The sequence below is a fragment of the Anatilimnocola aggregata genome (assembly GCF_007747655.1).
Lineage (GTDB): Bacteria > Planctomycetota > Planctomycetia > Pirellulales > Pirellulaceae > Anatilimnocola > Anatilimnocola aggregata.
In genome coordinates, this window is record NZ_CP036274.1 from 1,361,426 (window position 1) to 1,377,244 (window position 15,819).

At 58.0% G+C, this 15,819-nt stretch carries 10 protein-coding genes; 2 read left to right on the forward strand and 8 right to left on the reverse strand.

Annotation, left to right across the window (positions count from 1 at the left end):
- Position 1: 1 nt before the first annotated feature.
- The 6 genes from ETAA8_RS05310 to ETAA8_RS05335 all read right to left on the reverse strand — a co-directional run bounded on the left by ETAA8_RS05310 (position 2) and on the right by ETAA8_RS05335 (position 11,234).
- The gene (locus ETAA8_RS05310) at positions 2-2,560 is read right to left on the reverse strand and encodes a WD40 domain-containing protein (protein WP_145085949.1); all 2,559 of its coding nucleotides are present in this window, start codon (positions 2,558-2,560) and stop codon (positions 2-4) included.
- 139 nt (positions 2,561-2,699) lie between these two features.
- Positions 2,700-5,063, reverse strand: coding sequence for a DUF1549 domain-containing protein (locus ETAA8_RS05315; RefSeq protein ID WP_145100192.1), 2,364 nt, complete (start codon positions 5,061-5,063; stop codon positions 2,700-2,702).
- A 216-nt stretch (positions 5,064-5,279) separates the two neighbouring features.
- Positions 5,280-7,724: a PPC domain-containing protein gene (locus ETAA8_RS05320; RefSeq protein WP_145085952.1), complete on the reverse strand. Its 2,445-nt coding sequence runs from the start codon at positions 7,722-7,724 to the stop codon at positions 5,280-5,282.
- Between the two features lie 201 nt (positions 7,725-7,925).
- On the reverse strand, positions 7,926-9,230 hold the full coding sequence (locus tag ETAA8_RS05325; RefSeq protein WP_145085955.1) for a DUF1501 domain-containing protein: 1,305 nt from the start codon (positions 9,228-9,230) through the stop codon (positions 7,926-7,928).
- A gap of 411 nt (positions 9,231-9,641) precedes the next feature.
- Positions 9,642-10,058, reverse strand: coding sequence for a carboxypeptidase-like regulatory domain-containing protein (locus ETAA8_RS05330; protein WP_145085958.1), 417 nt, complete (start codon positions 10,056-10,058; stop codon positions 9,642-9,644).
- A 225-nt stretch (positions 10,059-10,283) separates the two neighbouring features.
- Positions 10,284-11,234, reverse strand: coding sequence for a DUF1559 domain-containing protein (locus ETAA8_RS05335; RefSeq protein WP_202921906.1), 951 nt, complete (start codon positions 11,232-11,234; stop codon positions 10,284-10,286).
- Positions 11,235-11,529: 295 nt separating this feature from the next.
- Between ETAA8_RS05335 and ETAA8_RS05340 the strand changes: the two genes are divergently transcribed.
- Positions 11,530-12,231, forward strand: a complete 702-nt coding sequence (locus tag ETAA8_RS05340; RefSeq protein WP_145085964.1) for a zinc ribbon domain-containing protein — start codon at positions 11,530-11,532, stop codon at positions 12,229-12,231.
- 9 nt (positions 12,232-12,240) lie between these two features.
- On the opposite strand, the gene ETAA8_RS05345 is transcribed toward ETAA8_RS05340, so the two are convergent.
- Positions 12,241-12,684, reverse strand: coding sequence for a response regulator (locus tag ETAA8_RS05345; protein WP_145085968.1), 444 nt, complete (start codon positions 12,682-12,684; stop codon positions 12,241-12,243).
- Positions 12,685-12,986: 302 nt separating this feature from the next.
- Between ETAA8_RS05345 and ETAA8_RS05350 the strand changes: the two genes are divergently transcribed.
- Positions 12,987-13,676 (forward strand): Crp/Fnr family transcriptional regulator, encoded by a 690-nt coding sequence (locus ETAA8_RS05350; protein WP_145085971.1) that lies wholly within the window; start codon positions 12,987-12,989, stop codon positions 13,674-13,676.
- 127 nt (positions 13,677-13,803) lie between these two features.
- On the opposite strand, the gene ETAA8_RS05355 is transcribed toward ETAA8_RS05350, so the two are convergent.
- A complete protein-coding gene (locus ETAA8_RS05355) occupies positions 13,804-15,642 on the reverse strand; it encodes a hypothetical protein (RefSeq protein WP_202921572.1) in 1,839 nt (612 codons plus the stop codon).
- Positions 15,643-15,819 lie beyond the last annotated feature (177 nt).

Genomic DNA, 15,819 nt, shown 5'->3' on the forward strand with positions numbered 1-15,819 from the left:
GCTACTTGGGCGAGTAGGCTTCGGCGAAGCTCTTCTTCTCGGCTTCGGCCCGTTCGACTTGTTCTTGAGCTTCGGCCAGTGCGGCCTGAGCATCAGCAGCGGCCTTGGCCTTGGCTGCCAGGGCATCGTCGATTGCCTTCTGATCGGCTTGGACCTTAGCAAGTTCTGCTTGCAAGGCGGCGAGCTTATCGGCGACGGCCTTGGTCGCAGCTGCTTTTTCAGCAGCTTGCGTTGAGAGAGCATTGCGCTCCGATTCGGCCTGCGTGGCCACCGTCGACTTGGCGGCCACTTGCTGCTGAGCCTGCTGCGCTGCTGCGGCCAGTTTGGCGTTCATGCTTTCGAAGGCCTCACGATCGGCCTGTGTCTTCGCCACTGCGGCAGTGGCAGCAGTCACCGCTTGCTGGGCGGCTTCGACGGCGACCTTCTTGGGAGCGGCAGCGGTTTCGAGATCGGCTTTCTCTTTGGTGAGCTTGTCGATTTCGGCCTTGAAGCCAGCCAGTTGGTCGATGGCGGCCTTGTGGGCAGCGGTGGCCGTTTCGACTTGCTTCTTGGCAGCAGCCGCTTGTTGCTTGGCGGCTTCCAGAGCGGCGGTCTCGGCGGCGACAGCGGCGGCCATCTTGGTCGCCGCTTCGGCTTTCATCGTTGCTGCGGCAACAGCCTGTACCCGTTCGGCTTCGACCTTGGCCGCAGCAGCGGCGCTGGCAGTCGCTTTTTCGGTGAGTGCAGGAGCTTCTGCTGCTTTGTCAGTCGTCGCCTTCTCGGCAGCCGCTTTGTCGGCCGCAGCTAGATCAGCAGCGGTCTTTACAGCCGCGGTCTTTTCGACCGCGACTTTATCCGCGGCAGCCCTTTCGTCCGTGGAGAGCTTGGCAGCCGCTTGAGCGTCCGCAAGTTTCTTCGTTTGAGGATCGATGGTGGCAGCCGATGTCTCCACGAGCTTAGCTGCGGCCAAACGATCTTGTTCGAGCTTGGCAATCGCGGCGACATGCGCCGTGTGCTTGTCGGCTGCAATCTTGAGCGCAGCGTCCTTATCGGCAACGAGCTTCGTTGCGGCAGCCAATTCCGCCTGAGCCTGCGTGAGCGCGGCTTGCTTCACCGGAACCGCAGCTTGCGCGGCGGCGAGTGCCTGATCGAGCGGCAATGGATTCGGAGCCAGGACGTACAACTCTTTGGCTTCCGTGGCATCCCAGGCCTTCAAGTTGCCGAGCCAATCGCCACCGAGAACACGCTTGCCGTCGTAGGCCATCACAGCCTGCAGAGCCAGTTCGGGGAAGTTCGGATAAGTCTTGATCGCCGCCCCATCGCCGCCCCACAGCTTCACGCTCTTATCGCGGCCAGCAGTGGCGATGCGACCATCCTGCGCATAGTTCACACTGAAGACACCGCCAGCATGAGCGGGCCAATTCTTGATCGAGTTGCCATCGTTCATTTCCCAAAGCCGCACGGTGCCATCTTCGCTGCCGCTGGCGAGCAGGTTGGAATCGGGCCGCCAGCTGACGGAGTTGATTGCACCGGTGTGACCGCGCAAGCCAAGATACTCACGAGCAGTTTCACCTTCCCACACAAACAGGCCGCCACTGCGGTCACCCGTCGCGAGCAGCACGCCATCGGGACTGAAGCGAACAGCTTGCACCCAGTCAGTGTGCTTCTTCACTTCGTGCAGCAACTGGCCGGTTTCGGTCGAGTAGACCCGAACGATCTTGCTTGGCCCGCCGAGAGCGACGAGTGAATGCGTGTTGTTAATGTCTGCTGCCAGGACGGCATCGAGTTCTTCGCCGACTTTGGCAATGCGTTTGCCGGTCTTCACATCAAACAAGACGACGAGACCCGAGTGACCACCGCGACCGCCGCCGACCAGCAGCACGCTACCGTTGCGGCTGAACTGCAAAACGTTCGGAATCCCTTCGGGAAAGGGCAACACGCCGAGCAGTTCGGCCGTGTCGGTGTTGTAGAGCGACACCTGCTTCTGTCCGGCGACTGCTGCCAGCGGAGCCCACGGGCTGGTCGCAAGGGCCGTGATCGCACCAGGTCGCTGAGTAAACAATACCGGCTGCTTGAGCAGCCCCTCAGGCATGGCGATCGGCCCTTCTGGCTTGCCGCTCGCACTGACGCTGGCCAGCGCCAGGTTGTTCTTCTTTTTGATGTTGGCCTTCGAGCCGCTATTTTCGAGCGCGCCCTGGTCGATCCACTTGCTCAGCAGATCGAGCTTGGCCACCGCCAACTTGTCTTGCATGGGGGGCATCTTCGGCTCTTCGCTGTGGCTGGTCAGAGCGAACAAGCGCGAGCTTCCCGTATCGCCGGCAATGACTACTTCGCCGCTGCTGCCACCTTCCATCGTCTTGGCGTAGCTATCGAGTACCAGGCCACCCTTGGCCCGATCCTGGGCATGGCAGGCAAAGCAGTGGTCGCGAAAGATCGGACGAATGTGATCTTCGTAAGTGATCTTCGCTACAGTCGGCTCCGCGGGCTTGGCCGGAGCTTGAGCACAGGCAGAAGCTACCAAGGCACCGCCGAACAAGGCGACCGAACCCAGCGATTGAACGAGAAGCGAAAGACGGGCCATAACCAAAACTCCGGACACTGACAGCTAACCAAAAGAGCTTGCAACTGAGCCGGAAGCGTGAGCACCGGGAGTTGTCCAGCTCAGGACCTCGCATAGCTCCGGGCGCTTTCGCTTCCGGCTCAGCATCAATCCATCGTACTTAGTGATTGAACAAAAACTCGCGCGAATTCAGAATCGCCCAGAAGACGTCTTCCAAACCGGCGGTGGGAGTTTCGGACGCGTTGACCGTTGTCATCAGCCGTTCCACTTCCTCGGGTTGCGGCTTGCGCGACAGGCAGCGGACGTAGAGCGATTCAATGATCTCGGGAGGCGTTTTTTTCTCGGCAACCAACTTGCGAACGATGCCGCCGGCCGCAATCTTCCCTTGCACGGTTGACCCGTTAATCATGTGCAAAGCCTGCGAAAGAGTCGGATCGGTCTTCGAATCCGCAGCACAGACGGTGTCGCGGGGCGCGCGGCCGAAGGTCGTCAAGAAGTAATTGCTGGTGCGTCCATCGGCAATTTGCACCGCGCGGGCGCCCACCGGCAGGCCGCGAAATTTATCGGGGGCACCGGTGACCTGGCTGATGCAATCGAGCAACATTTCGGCGGGTATACGGCGGACGTTGCCGTGCGCGAAGTTGCGGGAGTCGGTCATGTTCGATTCATTCCGCTCGACCGAGCGCTGATACGTCTGCGAGTTGCAGATGTCGCGCACCAGTTGCTTGAAGTCGTACTTGTACTCGATAAGCTTCTTGCCAAGCTTTTCGAACAATTCAGGATTGCTGGCTGGGTTGCTGACGCGAATGTCGTCGACCGGCTCAATAATTCCCTTGCCAAAGAAGTGGGCCCACACCCGGTTGGCCACGCTGGTTGCGAAGAACGGATTTTCGGATGAAGTCATCCAATCGGCGAGGACCGCGCGGCGATCCTTCCCGGCGACATCGGCCACCTGACCGCCGAGGAATTTCGGTGCCATGTTCCTGCCGCCTACCGGATGTTTCACTTCGCCACCGCCGCTGTTGAAGACGATGATCTCGCGGTAGTCTTCGCTCTGCTTGCGACCAATCTGCGAGAAGAACGCCGCAAAACTGTAGTAATCGTCCATCGTCCAGCGATCGAACGGATGGTTGTGACACTGAGCGCACTGCGTTCGGATGCCAAAGAAGACTTGTGCGACATTCTCCGCAGTTTTTAGCGTGTCGCGTTCAATTTGATAGAAGTTTGTCCCCGGACTCTTAAAGGTACCTCCCGAAGAGCTCAGCAGGTCGCGAACCATTTTGTCCAGCGGGACATCGTTGGCAACTTGATCGGTGACCCAACTCGAGTAGAGGAAGATCGACTTGTAGCTGACCTGGTTGCTCGATTTCATCATCAAGAGTTCGGACCACTTCATGGCCCAGATTTCAGAGAATTCCTTCCGTTCGAGCAGGCGGTCGATCAGTTTGGACCGCTTGGCCGGATCGGCATCGCCCATGAATGCGAGGAACTCTTCTTCTGTCGGCAGCGTGCCCGTAATATCGAGCGAAACGCGGCGAATGAACTGTTCGTCGGTGCAGAGGCCGCTGGGGAGAATGCGCACCTTCTTGAGCTTGGCACCGACCAATTCGTCGACATAGTTGCCGGTGATGGCTGGCGGCGTGTACATCAACTCCTTCGGCAGGACCAACACCTGGTTGCCGACGGTGTGCGTTTCGAACCGCGCCATCACAAAGGCTTCGCCACGAGCTGCAGCCGTGACCAGACCATCCTGAGTGATCGGCGCGCTGTTGTCGTTATTGGTCATGAAGGTCGCGAGCGAGGTGATGTCGCGATCGGTACCGTCGGCATAGCGAGCCCGGGCGATAAACTGCTGCGTGGCACCTTCACCTTCGAGGACTGCACTTGGCGGATAAAGATCGACACCGACCACGGCGGGCGTGGGAGCGGCATCGTTCGGAGCGCCGGCTTCGAGCCAGCGGAGCAGCGTGGCGTAATGCTCGGTGTCGTCGCCAAACCGCTTGCCGCCGGTATGCGGCACGCTGCCGATGGACTTCTCCATCAGCAGGCTATCTTTGGGGGAACCGAGGTTGATGCGACGGGCACCCGCTTCGCGCGTGAGGCGGTGGTAGTCACCTTGAGGATCGAAACCGAACAGCGAAAGACGGAAGCCGTCTTTACCGCGAGCTGCGCCGTGGCAACTGCCGGTGTTGCAACCGCCCCGCATGAAGACTGGCATCACGTCGAGCTGAAAGCTGATGCCGCGATCGGCAGCCGCGTCTTTCACTTCGATGGTCGCTTCCGCCTTCAGCCCTTGATACTCGGCGCTGAGCGTCGTGTTGCCGTCGGTCGTGGGAAACAGGGTGTTGCGGTCGAGCTTGCAGAGCTTATCGTCGCCCAGCTTGATCGACGATTGGGCCGTGACATCCAGCGTGACGCCATCTTCGCGCGTTGCCACAATGACAAACCGCTGCAGATCCTGCTTGGTGCTCAGGTGCACATCGGGCGGATAGACGTTGAGCGCCGTGATCTTTCCCTCAGCCATCGCCGCGGTGGTAGCCGCCAGCGAAATGCCAAGTGACAGCCCCAGGCTTTTCCACCAGCCAAAGTATTGCTGCGACACGTGAATCTCTCCGGTATGAAATGATCGTTTGGTTTGTTGAGTGTTTCGTGTGTTGCAAGTGGCTGAACCCGGTGCGGCTCAGCCACTCACCCCGGTCCTCTCCCCAGAGTGCTGGGGAGAGGGAGTGAATACTGCAGACTATTTCTTTTCAGCTTGTTCTTTTTCGAGCCGCAACTGTTCGAGTCGCGACAGCCGCTTCTTTTCTGGCGGCTTCTCGGTCGTGGGCATTGGCATGGGCGTGGGAGTCGTGGCTGGCTTTGGCGCGTCGACCTTGGGAGGCAGCGGAGCATCGATCCGCAGTTCACCCGGGCCGAGCGTGTGGGCGACTTCTTCGCCATCTTGCTGGAACTTCGAAATGGTCATCAGCGTGGTGTACTTGCCGGGACGAGCATCTTTGATGACGGTCACCGGGAAGACGATTTCGGTGGTGTCCTTGGTGAACTTCACCGGTGTGGAAGTGGCACCGTTCGGCAGACCAACCAATTCGCAGGTTGCCTCACCAGGAAAGTCCATCAGCTTTTCGACCTTGGCGACGAACTCCGTCGCCTGACCTTGTTCGCAAACACCTTTATCGAAGGTGAACTTGAAGTATTGTTCGGCGATGGTGAGGTCGATGAACTGCGTGGCAACTTCGACCTTACCACCTTCGTGCGGTCCCGTGCCGAGGGCGACGATTTTCGAAACACCCAGCGCGGCATTGGCGTTGGCTGTCATGGGAATCACGGTTTCATTTTGATTCTCGGGAATCACGGCGCTTACCGATGAGCCAACACCGTTCGGGTTGTAGAGCAACTTGACGGCGATGGGAGCGGTGTAACCCATGGCCCGCGTGGCAACGACTTTGAGCGACATGCTGCCGTTACGAACGAGAGGGACCTTGGGTTGCACGAGGTCGATCTTGAACGGGGAGTCAGCCGCCAGCGCGACAGCCATGCGGTCGGCATTGTGCCCCCAGACGTCGTTGTTGTTTTCGCCGCGAATGAGCATCGTCCGCTGATCGAAACGGCCTTCCATCGTGATGGCGGGATCGGCGGACTTCGGATGCAGATAGGCGAGAGCGCCACTGGGATTCGCGTCGGCGGCAGCGGTGAAGAGGACAGGAACTTCGGTCTTGCCAGCTGTAAACGGAAGGGCCTCCAGCGTCATGCCGGGAGGGAGTGTGGTGCTTTCTAGCGTGAAGTCGCCGCTGAAGTTCTGCCGCTGGGCGTTGACCATTAGGGCCATGCGATTGCCGCGATGCACGATGAGCGTGGTCGGAATGTATTGCACTTTTTCTGGCAATCCGACCACGACTGTCGGCTTGATTTCGGTGATCTCAACGCGATAGACGTAGCTCGGACCGCCGCCGTTCAAGTGGTCGCGCACCGAGACGAAATAGTCGCCATCGGCGGGCGAATTAAACCGGGCGTAGCTATCGGGACCACCGCTGTCGTCGTTGTTGGTGATGTTAGCTCCCTTGGCATTATGAATCACCAGCACCGAATCGAGTGGTGAACGCAACGGCTTGCGGGCGTAAACGCGCACGTCGAACTGCTGCCCCTTCTTCGCGGTGAACTTATGAAAGTCGATATCGCCGGGCTGTTCGATAATGCCATTGAGCGCCAGCGGAGCAGGGCCACCGGGCGAGGCTTGTTCAAACGTGTTGTTGGGCTCGACTTCCAAAGCGTTGGCCAGGTCGATGACGCGAACTGGATTGGGCGAAGGAGAAATACCCTGATCGTCCTGGGCGTAAACACCGGGCTGGCCATCGTTAGTGCTGGGGATGGTCATGCTGGTCGTGAATTCACCGGCTGCGTCACCGATCCATTTGGCTTGAATCTGCTCGCCCGGCCGGCCACCAGCTGGATAGACCGCGGTGGGGCGAGGGAACGAACCGACGTGCAATCGATAAGCGGCACCACCGCCACCGAAGGAACTCTCGCGAACCTGTATGACGTACTTGCCTTCTTCGGGAGCTACGATCGAACAGAGCGAGTCCTGGTAGAGAAGGGATGCGTCGTCGCTGCGAGCGAGTTCGAAGCGGGCTTCGTTCAGAATGGCCACGTAGGGATCGAACTGCACATTACCGAGACGCAGACCTTCGCACTCGACATTCAGTCGCTGACCCTTCTTGAGTTCGACCACGTAGTTATCGAGATCTTCGTTGGCACACGTACCGCTGATGGTTACGTTCATGGCCACTTGCTGCGGCGCGGTGAACAGATTGTTCGGTTCGACTTCGGCCACTTCCGGCATGGGACCGACGGTGAACGTTCGCATGTTGCTGATGCCGCCGGCAGAAGCCAAACGAACGGCGTGAATGCCCAGGCGGCAATCGGCTGCGATGGCCAACTTGGCGACAACCTTATTGTCCTTGTCGGGCGTGAGAGACTTCACCTCAATGCCAGGCGAATAAAACAGCAACTGCTTGGCATCGCCCAGGCGACTGCCGTTGAAAGTGACGTCGACTTCCGTCCCGCGCTGCACCCCGGTGGGAGACATCTGACCGATGTTAGGCTCGACCGCTTGAACAACGGCGGTCAGCAGTGAACCAGCAGCGACCAGAAGGGCGAGAGTGCGCAGCCCAAAACGAAGACGATTCATACCGGAATCTCGCTAAGCGGGAAGTTGCCTTGGAGCGGGCGAAGGAAACCACATTGGCCAGGCGGGAAGTCGCGGGAGTGTGCGAAAATTCGGTGCGAATTAGCGCCTGGCGACGAGGCCAATGAGCATGCGGGCAAGTTAAATGAAACGCGGGGCGACAAATTCTACAACTTGCCGCCCCGCTGTATTGTAATCGAAAAACTAGGCGAGCAAGCCCTTAATCACCTTGCCACCGTCGACAATTTCAATCGGGCGATCGCCGGGCGACATCAGTTCCTTGTCGGCGACAATGCCGAGTTGGTGATAGATGGTCGTGGCCAGATCTTCCGGACCAACGGCATCGGTTTCTGGTTCCGAAGCGGTCGCATTCGAGGTGCCGTAGATCGTGCCACCCTTGATACCGCCACCGGCCAACATCACGCTGAACACCTTGGGCCAGTGATCGCGACCGGCGTCCTTGTTGATCTTCGGTGTGCGGCCGAATTCGCTTGAGACCATGATCAGCGTGCTGCTGAGTTGGCCGGAGCGATCGAGATCCTTAATGAGCGCCGACAAGCCTTGATCGAGCGAAGGCAAGGCGTTCTTCATGCCGCGAGTGATCTGGGCGTGCATGTCCCAGCCACCGTAGGTCAAGGTTACAAAGCGAGCACCGGCACCCACCAGGCGGCGAGCCATGAGCAAGCGCTGGCCGGCCGTGTTGCGGCCGTATTCATCACGCACAGCGGCCGATTCGGCTTCGATATTGAACGCTTCGCGAGCTTGCTTCGAGCTGATGAGGCTGTAGGCCCGTTCGTAGAACGTGTTCATCGCGCCGATGTTGTCCGACTTATCACGCTTGGTGAAGTAATCGTTGACGGCATCCAGGGCCGAGCGACGGCGCGTGAAACGCTCTTCGGTCACCTTCTCGGGCAAGCTCAGGTCTTGCACCTTGAACCCGGCACTGGCTGGGTCGGCACCCAAGCTGAAGGGAGCGAACGACGAACTGAGATAGCCGTTGCTGGCAAATTCGTTCGGCACGCTGGGAATGCAGACGTAAGGAGGCAGGTTATTCCGCGGGCCATACTCGTGGCTGACCACGCTACCCATGCTGGGATAGTTCAAAGCCGGGCTGGGGCGATAGCCGGTGAACATGTTGTGCGTGCCACGTTCGTGGGCCGCTTCGCCGTGCGTCATCGAGCGGATGACGGCGATCTTGTCGGCCAACTGCGACAGCTGGGGCAACGTTTCGCAGAACTGCTCGCCTGTGTTCGTCTTGATCGGGTTCAGTTCGCCACGATATTCGATCGGAGCATATGGCTTCGGATCGAACGATTCCTGATGGGCCATACCGCCCGGCAAGTAGATATGAATGATGCTCTGGGCCTTGGCTTGCACAAAGTCGTAGTGCTTTTGATCAGCCTGAGCCGATTTCATCCGGAAGAAATCGGACAAGGTCAGACCTAAGCCACCAACGGCGCCGACCGTTAGCATGGTCCGGCGACTCATTTGATTGCCATCGCACTTCATAACTGTTCTCCAAGGAAGGAATTGCAAGCGGTGTAAGGGTGGGGACAGAACCGGCGGATCAACTTTTTCTCAGCGAACGGTATTTCTTAGCAAACCGTAAGCCAGCGGGAAAATTGGCGAGCGAGTGCCAGTTGAATATGACTGGAACGTCGCCGTTGTTTCATGCTGGCAGGCTGGAAAAAATGGTTGGCAGCAATTGCTGCTCAGGTAAGTGGCTGCACAGGAGAGCGGACTTTTGTGGGAGGGAAATTGAAAAGATCGGCGCACACCCATCCATTCAATCTAATGGGTGAAATTAACCGAGTCTGCGGCGCTTGTCAAACGAAGTTAACCGAATTTGGTGGTTGAAATTCTCGCGGGCAGCTTGCTGTTCGTAGGAAAACGCCCTGCGGACCAAATCGGTAGCCACTTTCATTGTTTCGGCAGCTCGATGTCGAACGTGTTCTGCCCCGACTTTACCGCGCACATCAATCCTGACGTTTCAGCCCGTTCGTAATGGTCTGGAAAGAGCCGCGGTGGGGCCTTCGTTTCGCTGCTATCAGTTGGGCCCGGTTGATTTACTGCCACCTTATATTCGCCGACTGGCGCGCCGTCATCTTTCGCATGCGTCGACAGGCGGTAGTTGCCTGCCGCATCGGTGACTCCGGTCGCGCGAACATGCTTCACCGGGTCGGTAAAGGTGACATTGAGATTCGCCGCAGGCTGCCCCTCGATGGTGACCTTGCCCTGCACGTCCCCCATGCCGCTGCCACAACCGACGGTTCCCAGGCCAGCCACCAGCAGAGCAGCAAACAGGCAAAGCCTCTTCGGCCGGCGATCGACAAACATGAAATTTCGTCCCTTAATGTGCTGGAATTGGATAACTTCGCTGCGACGTAAATCAGATCGGGCGCGAGTTTGATTTCAACCTACTTGTTCATTATTTGGCCGCTTTATTGAACGCGCGCTGCCATCTCTCTCGAGATAGGCGAAGATCTGTGTTCAACAATTCGGCAATTGTTGAATACCCACCGGTACTTACCGAACAAGACTTACGTCATTTCGAGTTGCCGGTTAGTCAATGTTCGGAATGACTTCGCCATCGCGCCGGTCGCCGAGCAATTTCAAGATCGACCGATCCACCGTTTGCCGCAGTCCACGCACGGAACCGTCGCCAAACACAAACATGCATACTCCCGGATGCCAACTGCCAAACATCTTATAGCGCTCGGTCGAAAAGTTGTCTTGCGGCCCGCGAGAAAGGGAAGCTACGTGATCCATGTCTCGCACGCTGTGGCATTCGTACCAGGTCGTCTGCTCGGTGATGTAGATGTTGCCATCCGAACTCCCGCCGGTGTTTCCTCCCTTGTACATATCCTTCACATAAACATGCTTTTCGCCCAACATCGCGGTGTTACTTAGGCCGTCGGTAACACTCTTCATCGCTGTCCGTGATTCCCACATGGTACCGTTCGCTTTGCTGGCAGCCCCCACCAGCATGCCGAACAAGACGGTATCCGCCGATTGATGCTGGTGCTGGAAGTTGGCGGTCGCCACGCTGCAGAACGCGTAATCGCCGGTGGCACCCACTTGAGGATTGGCGTCCGACTTTCGTTTGGATTCGCGCCCTCGCGTCGGGCATTGATAGACCTTCAGGCTCGCTCCATCGAGCGCCGCAGCAGCGGGATTGGTGCTGAGGTCGTACTCGGTCGTCGTATCAAATTTTTCGTACAGAGCTTTCTGTTCGACATACGGCAGCAGCACGATGAAACCGGTTCCCGACTTGTAAATGGAACCAGGTCCACCCAAATGCACCGGCGGCAATTTCAATGTCGTATCGTGAAAGTTGTGAACCGCTACGCCCAATTGCTTCAGGTGATTGCTGCACTGCATTCGTCGGGCAGATTCGCGCGCGGCCTGTACCGCGGGCAGGAGCAGGGCCACCAAAACCCCGATGATCGCAATCACCACGAGAAGTTCAACAAGCGTGAAAGCAGCGCGTCGGCGACAGGGACGCTGGGGCATAGAAACCTCGGCATGGCTGGGATCGGCACGAACGTGCAACCGCAGTATCAATCTGGAGAATAGACTCGAAGGAACAGTTCCGTCCTCTGAGCGAGGCCGATTGTAAACCGAGGCCGATTGTAAACTTCGTGCCCGAAATAAACAACAAAATCGGGATCTTTTTTCGGCAGCAAGTGAAGCATCACCGGCGGCGCTTCGCGCCCGGCTTTCCTGCCCTTGGCTGGCGCACCTTTCTGCTACAATAAAAAAGTCGGGTTTGTCCACCGACCATTTCTTTCTGCTGGATCCCTCGCTGATGAGCACTCTGACCGAAGCGCTCCGCATTTTGCACCGCATTCACCAGCAAATTGCCGATTTGCAGGACCGTTTGCAGCGTGGTCCCAAGCAGGTCCGGGCCGCGGAAGCGAACGTCAAGAAGTGCGAAGCCGAACTGGCGACCAGCAAGGATGTCTATCGCGCCGCCAAGATGAGCAGTGACGAAAAGCAGCTCCAACTCAAGCAGCGGGAAGCCAAACTGCTCGACCTGCAAGGGAAGTTGAATACCGCCAACAGCAACAAAGAATATCAGTTGCTGAAGGACCAGATCGCGGCCGATAAACAGGCCAGCAGCGTCTTGGCCGACGAAATTCTGGAATCACTCGAACGGCTGGACGTATTGCAGGCCAACATCAAGTCGGCTGAAGAGGCACTGAGCAAGAATCGCGACGAAGAAGCAAAAGTTCGCGCGCGAGTCGGCTCGCAGCAGGAACTGCTCGAAGGAGACTTGGGCCGTTATAGCAACGAACTGGCTGACGCCCAGAATCTGATCGAGGGGGACTTCAAAGACAACTACCTGCGACTCTCGAAGTCGATGGGTGCCGATGCCTTGGCCCCGGTCGAAGGCGAGACCTGCGGCGGTTGTAACCAATCCCTGACGCCTCACTTGATCGATCAACTGCGACTGAACAAGCCGGTCTTCTGCAAGTCCTGCGGCCGACTACTCTACATTCCCGAGTAGCAGCTATGGCTAGGAATTGACGTCGCTGCTCTGTCGCATGTCTGCTGTTTGCGCTGCTGAATCACCGCGCAGGTAGCTGAGTAGTTCTCGCACGTCGACCGGTTTGAGCATGTGCAAGTCGATTCCTGCCGCGCGACTATGATCGCGATCGGATTCGCGCCCGTAGCCCGTCACGGCAATAATCACGATGTCTTCTAAACCTGGAATTGCGCGCAGCTCGCGCGCGACGCTGAAACCGTCTTTCTGCGGCAGTCCAATATCGAGCAGGATGACATCTGGCCTGAATTCTCGCGCCATGCACAGCGCCGTACGTGCGTCGTAAGCAACGCGCGCTTGATGGCCTCCCAAGCGGACCAAGAGGAGCGCCAACGAGTCAGCGGCATCGACGTTGTCGTCAACAACCAGGACCAGCAGTGGCCGCTTTGCCGATGATTCCGGACCCGAAGAGGTCATTTTCTGCTTTCGTGAATGTGAGGCTAGGATTTGCGCATGAGCGAGCTCGCCCCTAAGATGGAAGGAAGTTTAGATTACGATGCGCTAGCTTTGCGCACGTGTCAGTCGGAAACCGTACAGAGTCCAGGGAAATACGGAAATACAATCACCGCCACGAGTTGCCAACTTTCGGGTTCGAGCTTGTGGATTTAACTTTCTTCAACTTACCTATTTCTCTCGGTTTCCATCGAGAGGCCAGCGACTTCCTGCCAAAATCGCCCGGCAATTGAGGTACTGCCTTAGACAAAGAGGGATCTCGTTCCATGTCGGGAAATCACTTGCTCGCACGTTTGCCCAGGGCTGACTTGGAACGTCTCGAGTCTCAGTTGCAGTCGGTCAAGTTCGAGCCCGGGCAAGTCTTGTACGAAGCCCGTGCGCCGATTGTCTATTCGTACTTTCCAGTCCGCGGCACGCTCTCGGCCGTCGTTGTGATGAGCGACGGTCGCATGATCGAAGTGGCCACAGTCGGCAACGAAGGAATGGTCGGCTCCCCCAATCTGTTTCAGTCGCCGTCGTCACCGAATCGCGTCTTCGTCCAAGTGCCCGGCTACGGGCTGCGAATAGAAACGAAGGCGCTCGAACGGGAAGCGCGGCAGTCGAGCACTTTGCAACGACTGCTGGTTCTCTATCACTCCGCTTATCTGTTTCAGATGTCGCAATCGGTCGCGTGCAACGGTTTGCATTCGCTGCTAGAGCGTTGTTGTCGTTGGCTGCTAATGACACATGACCGGGCGGAAGAAGACTCGTTTCAACTGACGCACGAGTTTCTGGCGACGATGCTCGGTGTGCGCCGGTCGAGCGTGACCGAAGCGCTGCAAAGCTTGCAAGAGAAAGGTTTAATCAGCGGTACCCGGGGCAAGATCACCATCGTCAATCGCGAAGGTTTAGAAGCCGGCAGCTGCGAGTGTTATCGCGCGGTGACTGAAGAACATAACAAGCTGCTCAATTCTTAATTCGCTCTGACTGCTCAGCTCGAGAGCCAAGAACGAAAAAAGCCCCCTGGCGAACCCAAACACCAGGGGGCAACTGGAGCAAGCTGAAGACACGCTTCAGGCTGCTCCGCTTAGCACGGCGAGGCAACTACGGAAGTTGTTCGATGTTGCCCCGTTCGGTTGCTTCTTCCTTCGGCTGTTCCAGCCGCACGAAGACAAACGTCGACGATTTTTTCGGTCCAAAGTGGACCAGCACAGGCGTTTCATCTTGCGTCAGGTTGTACAGACCCGTTTCGAAGACGATGTCCTTGTCGTTATCGACCGAGAAAGCCAGGCGTTGAGTTTCCTTATCGACTCGACCGCTCAGCGAGTAGACTTCGTCGTCCTTCTTGTTGAACAACGTGCCGCTCACAAAACCCTTCTTATCGACGGCCAGCTGAATAAAGCGGGTCGGTTCGATCTTCTCGGCCTTGACGCCACTCTCGTCCGCTTCGACCACTGCGAACGTTCCTAGACCCAGCCAGTCTTCACTGACCGTGGCAGGGACTTCTTCTGGATCGACCGTCGCGAGATTGGCAGCCGACTGAGCATACTCTTCAGCTGTACCGACATTCGTGCCATCGACGTAGACGTAGTTGTCTCGATAGACGACGTTTCCGCCGACGCCGTAGTCATAGTAGTAAGGCGAATTCCAACCGCCCCAGCCACCATACCAACGGTTCACACCAACCCAACCCGGCGAACCCCACCAGTAACCGTAGGGACGACCACCCCAACCGTAGTTGAAGTAGCTGTAGGGTCGATACACATAGTGACCGGCCCACCAACGGTTATTGAAGTAGGGGTAACGATTGCCGCCCCAGTAGTTGCGAACGCCATTTCCATAACCGCCCCAGTAACCGTTGCGGTTCGGGTTGTTATTGAGGTAGTTCGCCCCGATACCCACACCCAGTGCAGTTCCGATGGTGCGGCCCAGGTTCGCATTCAAACGACTATTTCGCGAGAAATCGTTGTTGTACCAACTTGGCCGAATTGCCGAGCGACCGTTCACACCGGGGAAGTTCCCCCGCACATTGCCGTTCGCACCATTGCGAATGTTGAGGAAATCGTTGACACGAGCGCCCGCGTTGACTCGGCCGTCGGCACCAATGCGACCACGGCCATCGGCCCCGATCCGACCATCGATACCACCCCGACCAACTCCGGGAACGTTCCCACGTACGCCAGCATTCGTTCCAGCATTGACACCAGGCAGAATGTTGCTGCGAATGGGCGAGTTCACGCGGCCGTTGAGTGCCGAGTTAACGTTGGCCCGGATGTCACCCTGGCCGCGAATGTTGGCACCGATGCCGGCATTCGTGTTGCCGCGGATATCGTTCCCGCGGATGCCATCGCGAATACCCGGGTTCGCGTTCGCTCCAATATTGCCGCGAATCGAACCTTGCGTTCCAGGTGTCGTGGGTCGAAGCGATGTCCGTGGATTCGCACCCACGTTGGCTCCGGCACCAATACCCGTGTTCGGTCGAACCGTACCAGGCAAGTTTGCCCGCACACCGGGGTTTGCACCAATTCGTGGTGCCACGTTCGCATTCACGCGCGGGGCAGTATTAACACTCGCCCGCGGCGCTGTGTTCACGCTGGCTCGCGGCGCGACATTAATCCGCGGCGAGGTATTCACGCTGGCGCGAGGCGCGGTGTTCACTCGCGGAGCAGTATTGACGCTGGCTCGCGGTGCAACACTGGCTCGAGGAGCAGAGTTGACCCGTGGTGCCACGCTGGCTCGGGAAGGAGCACTGGCGCGAGGCGCACCACCGCCACTCATGCGGGCTCCGCCGCCACTAAAACCACCACCGCCGCTTCGAGATCCGCCGCCGCCACCGCCGCCACGATTTCCACCACCACCACCGCCGCCTCGTTGAGCCGAAGCTTCGAGAGGTATCATCACGGCCAGCAGTACGGCGACTGCTAAATGCCAGTAACTTCTCATTTCAAATCCCCTTTTGAACGAATCCAATAATTGTGCTGCACTTGCAGGCGTGCAGTTCTTTGACACAGACTTGCGTTAACCATTGGGAGCAGACTGCCACCAGGAACAATCTGTTCGCCAAAGCACAGTTTTGCGAATCGCATGCCAGGGGTGGCCATTCGGCAGTGGGGATGTGCG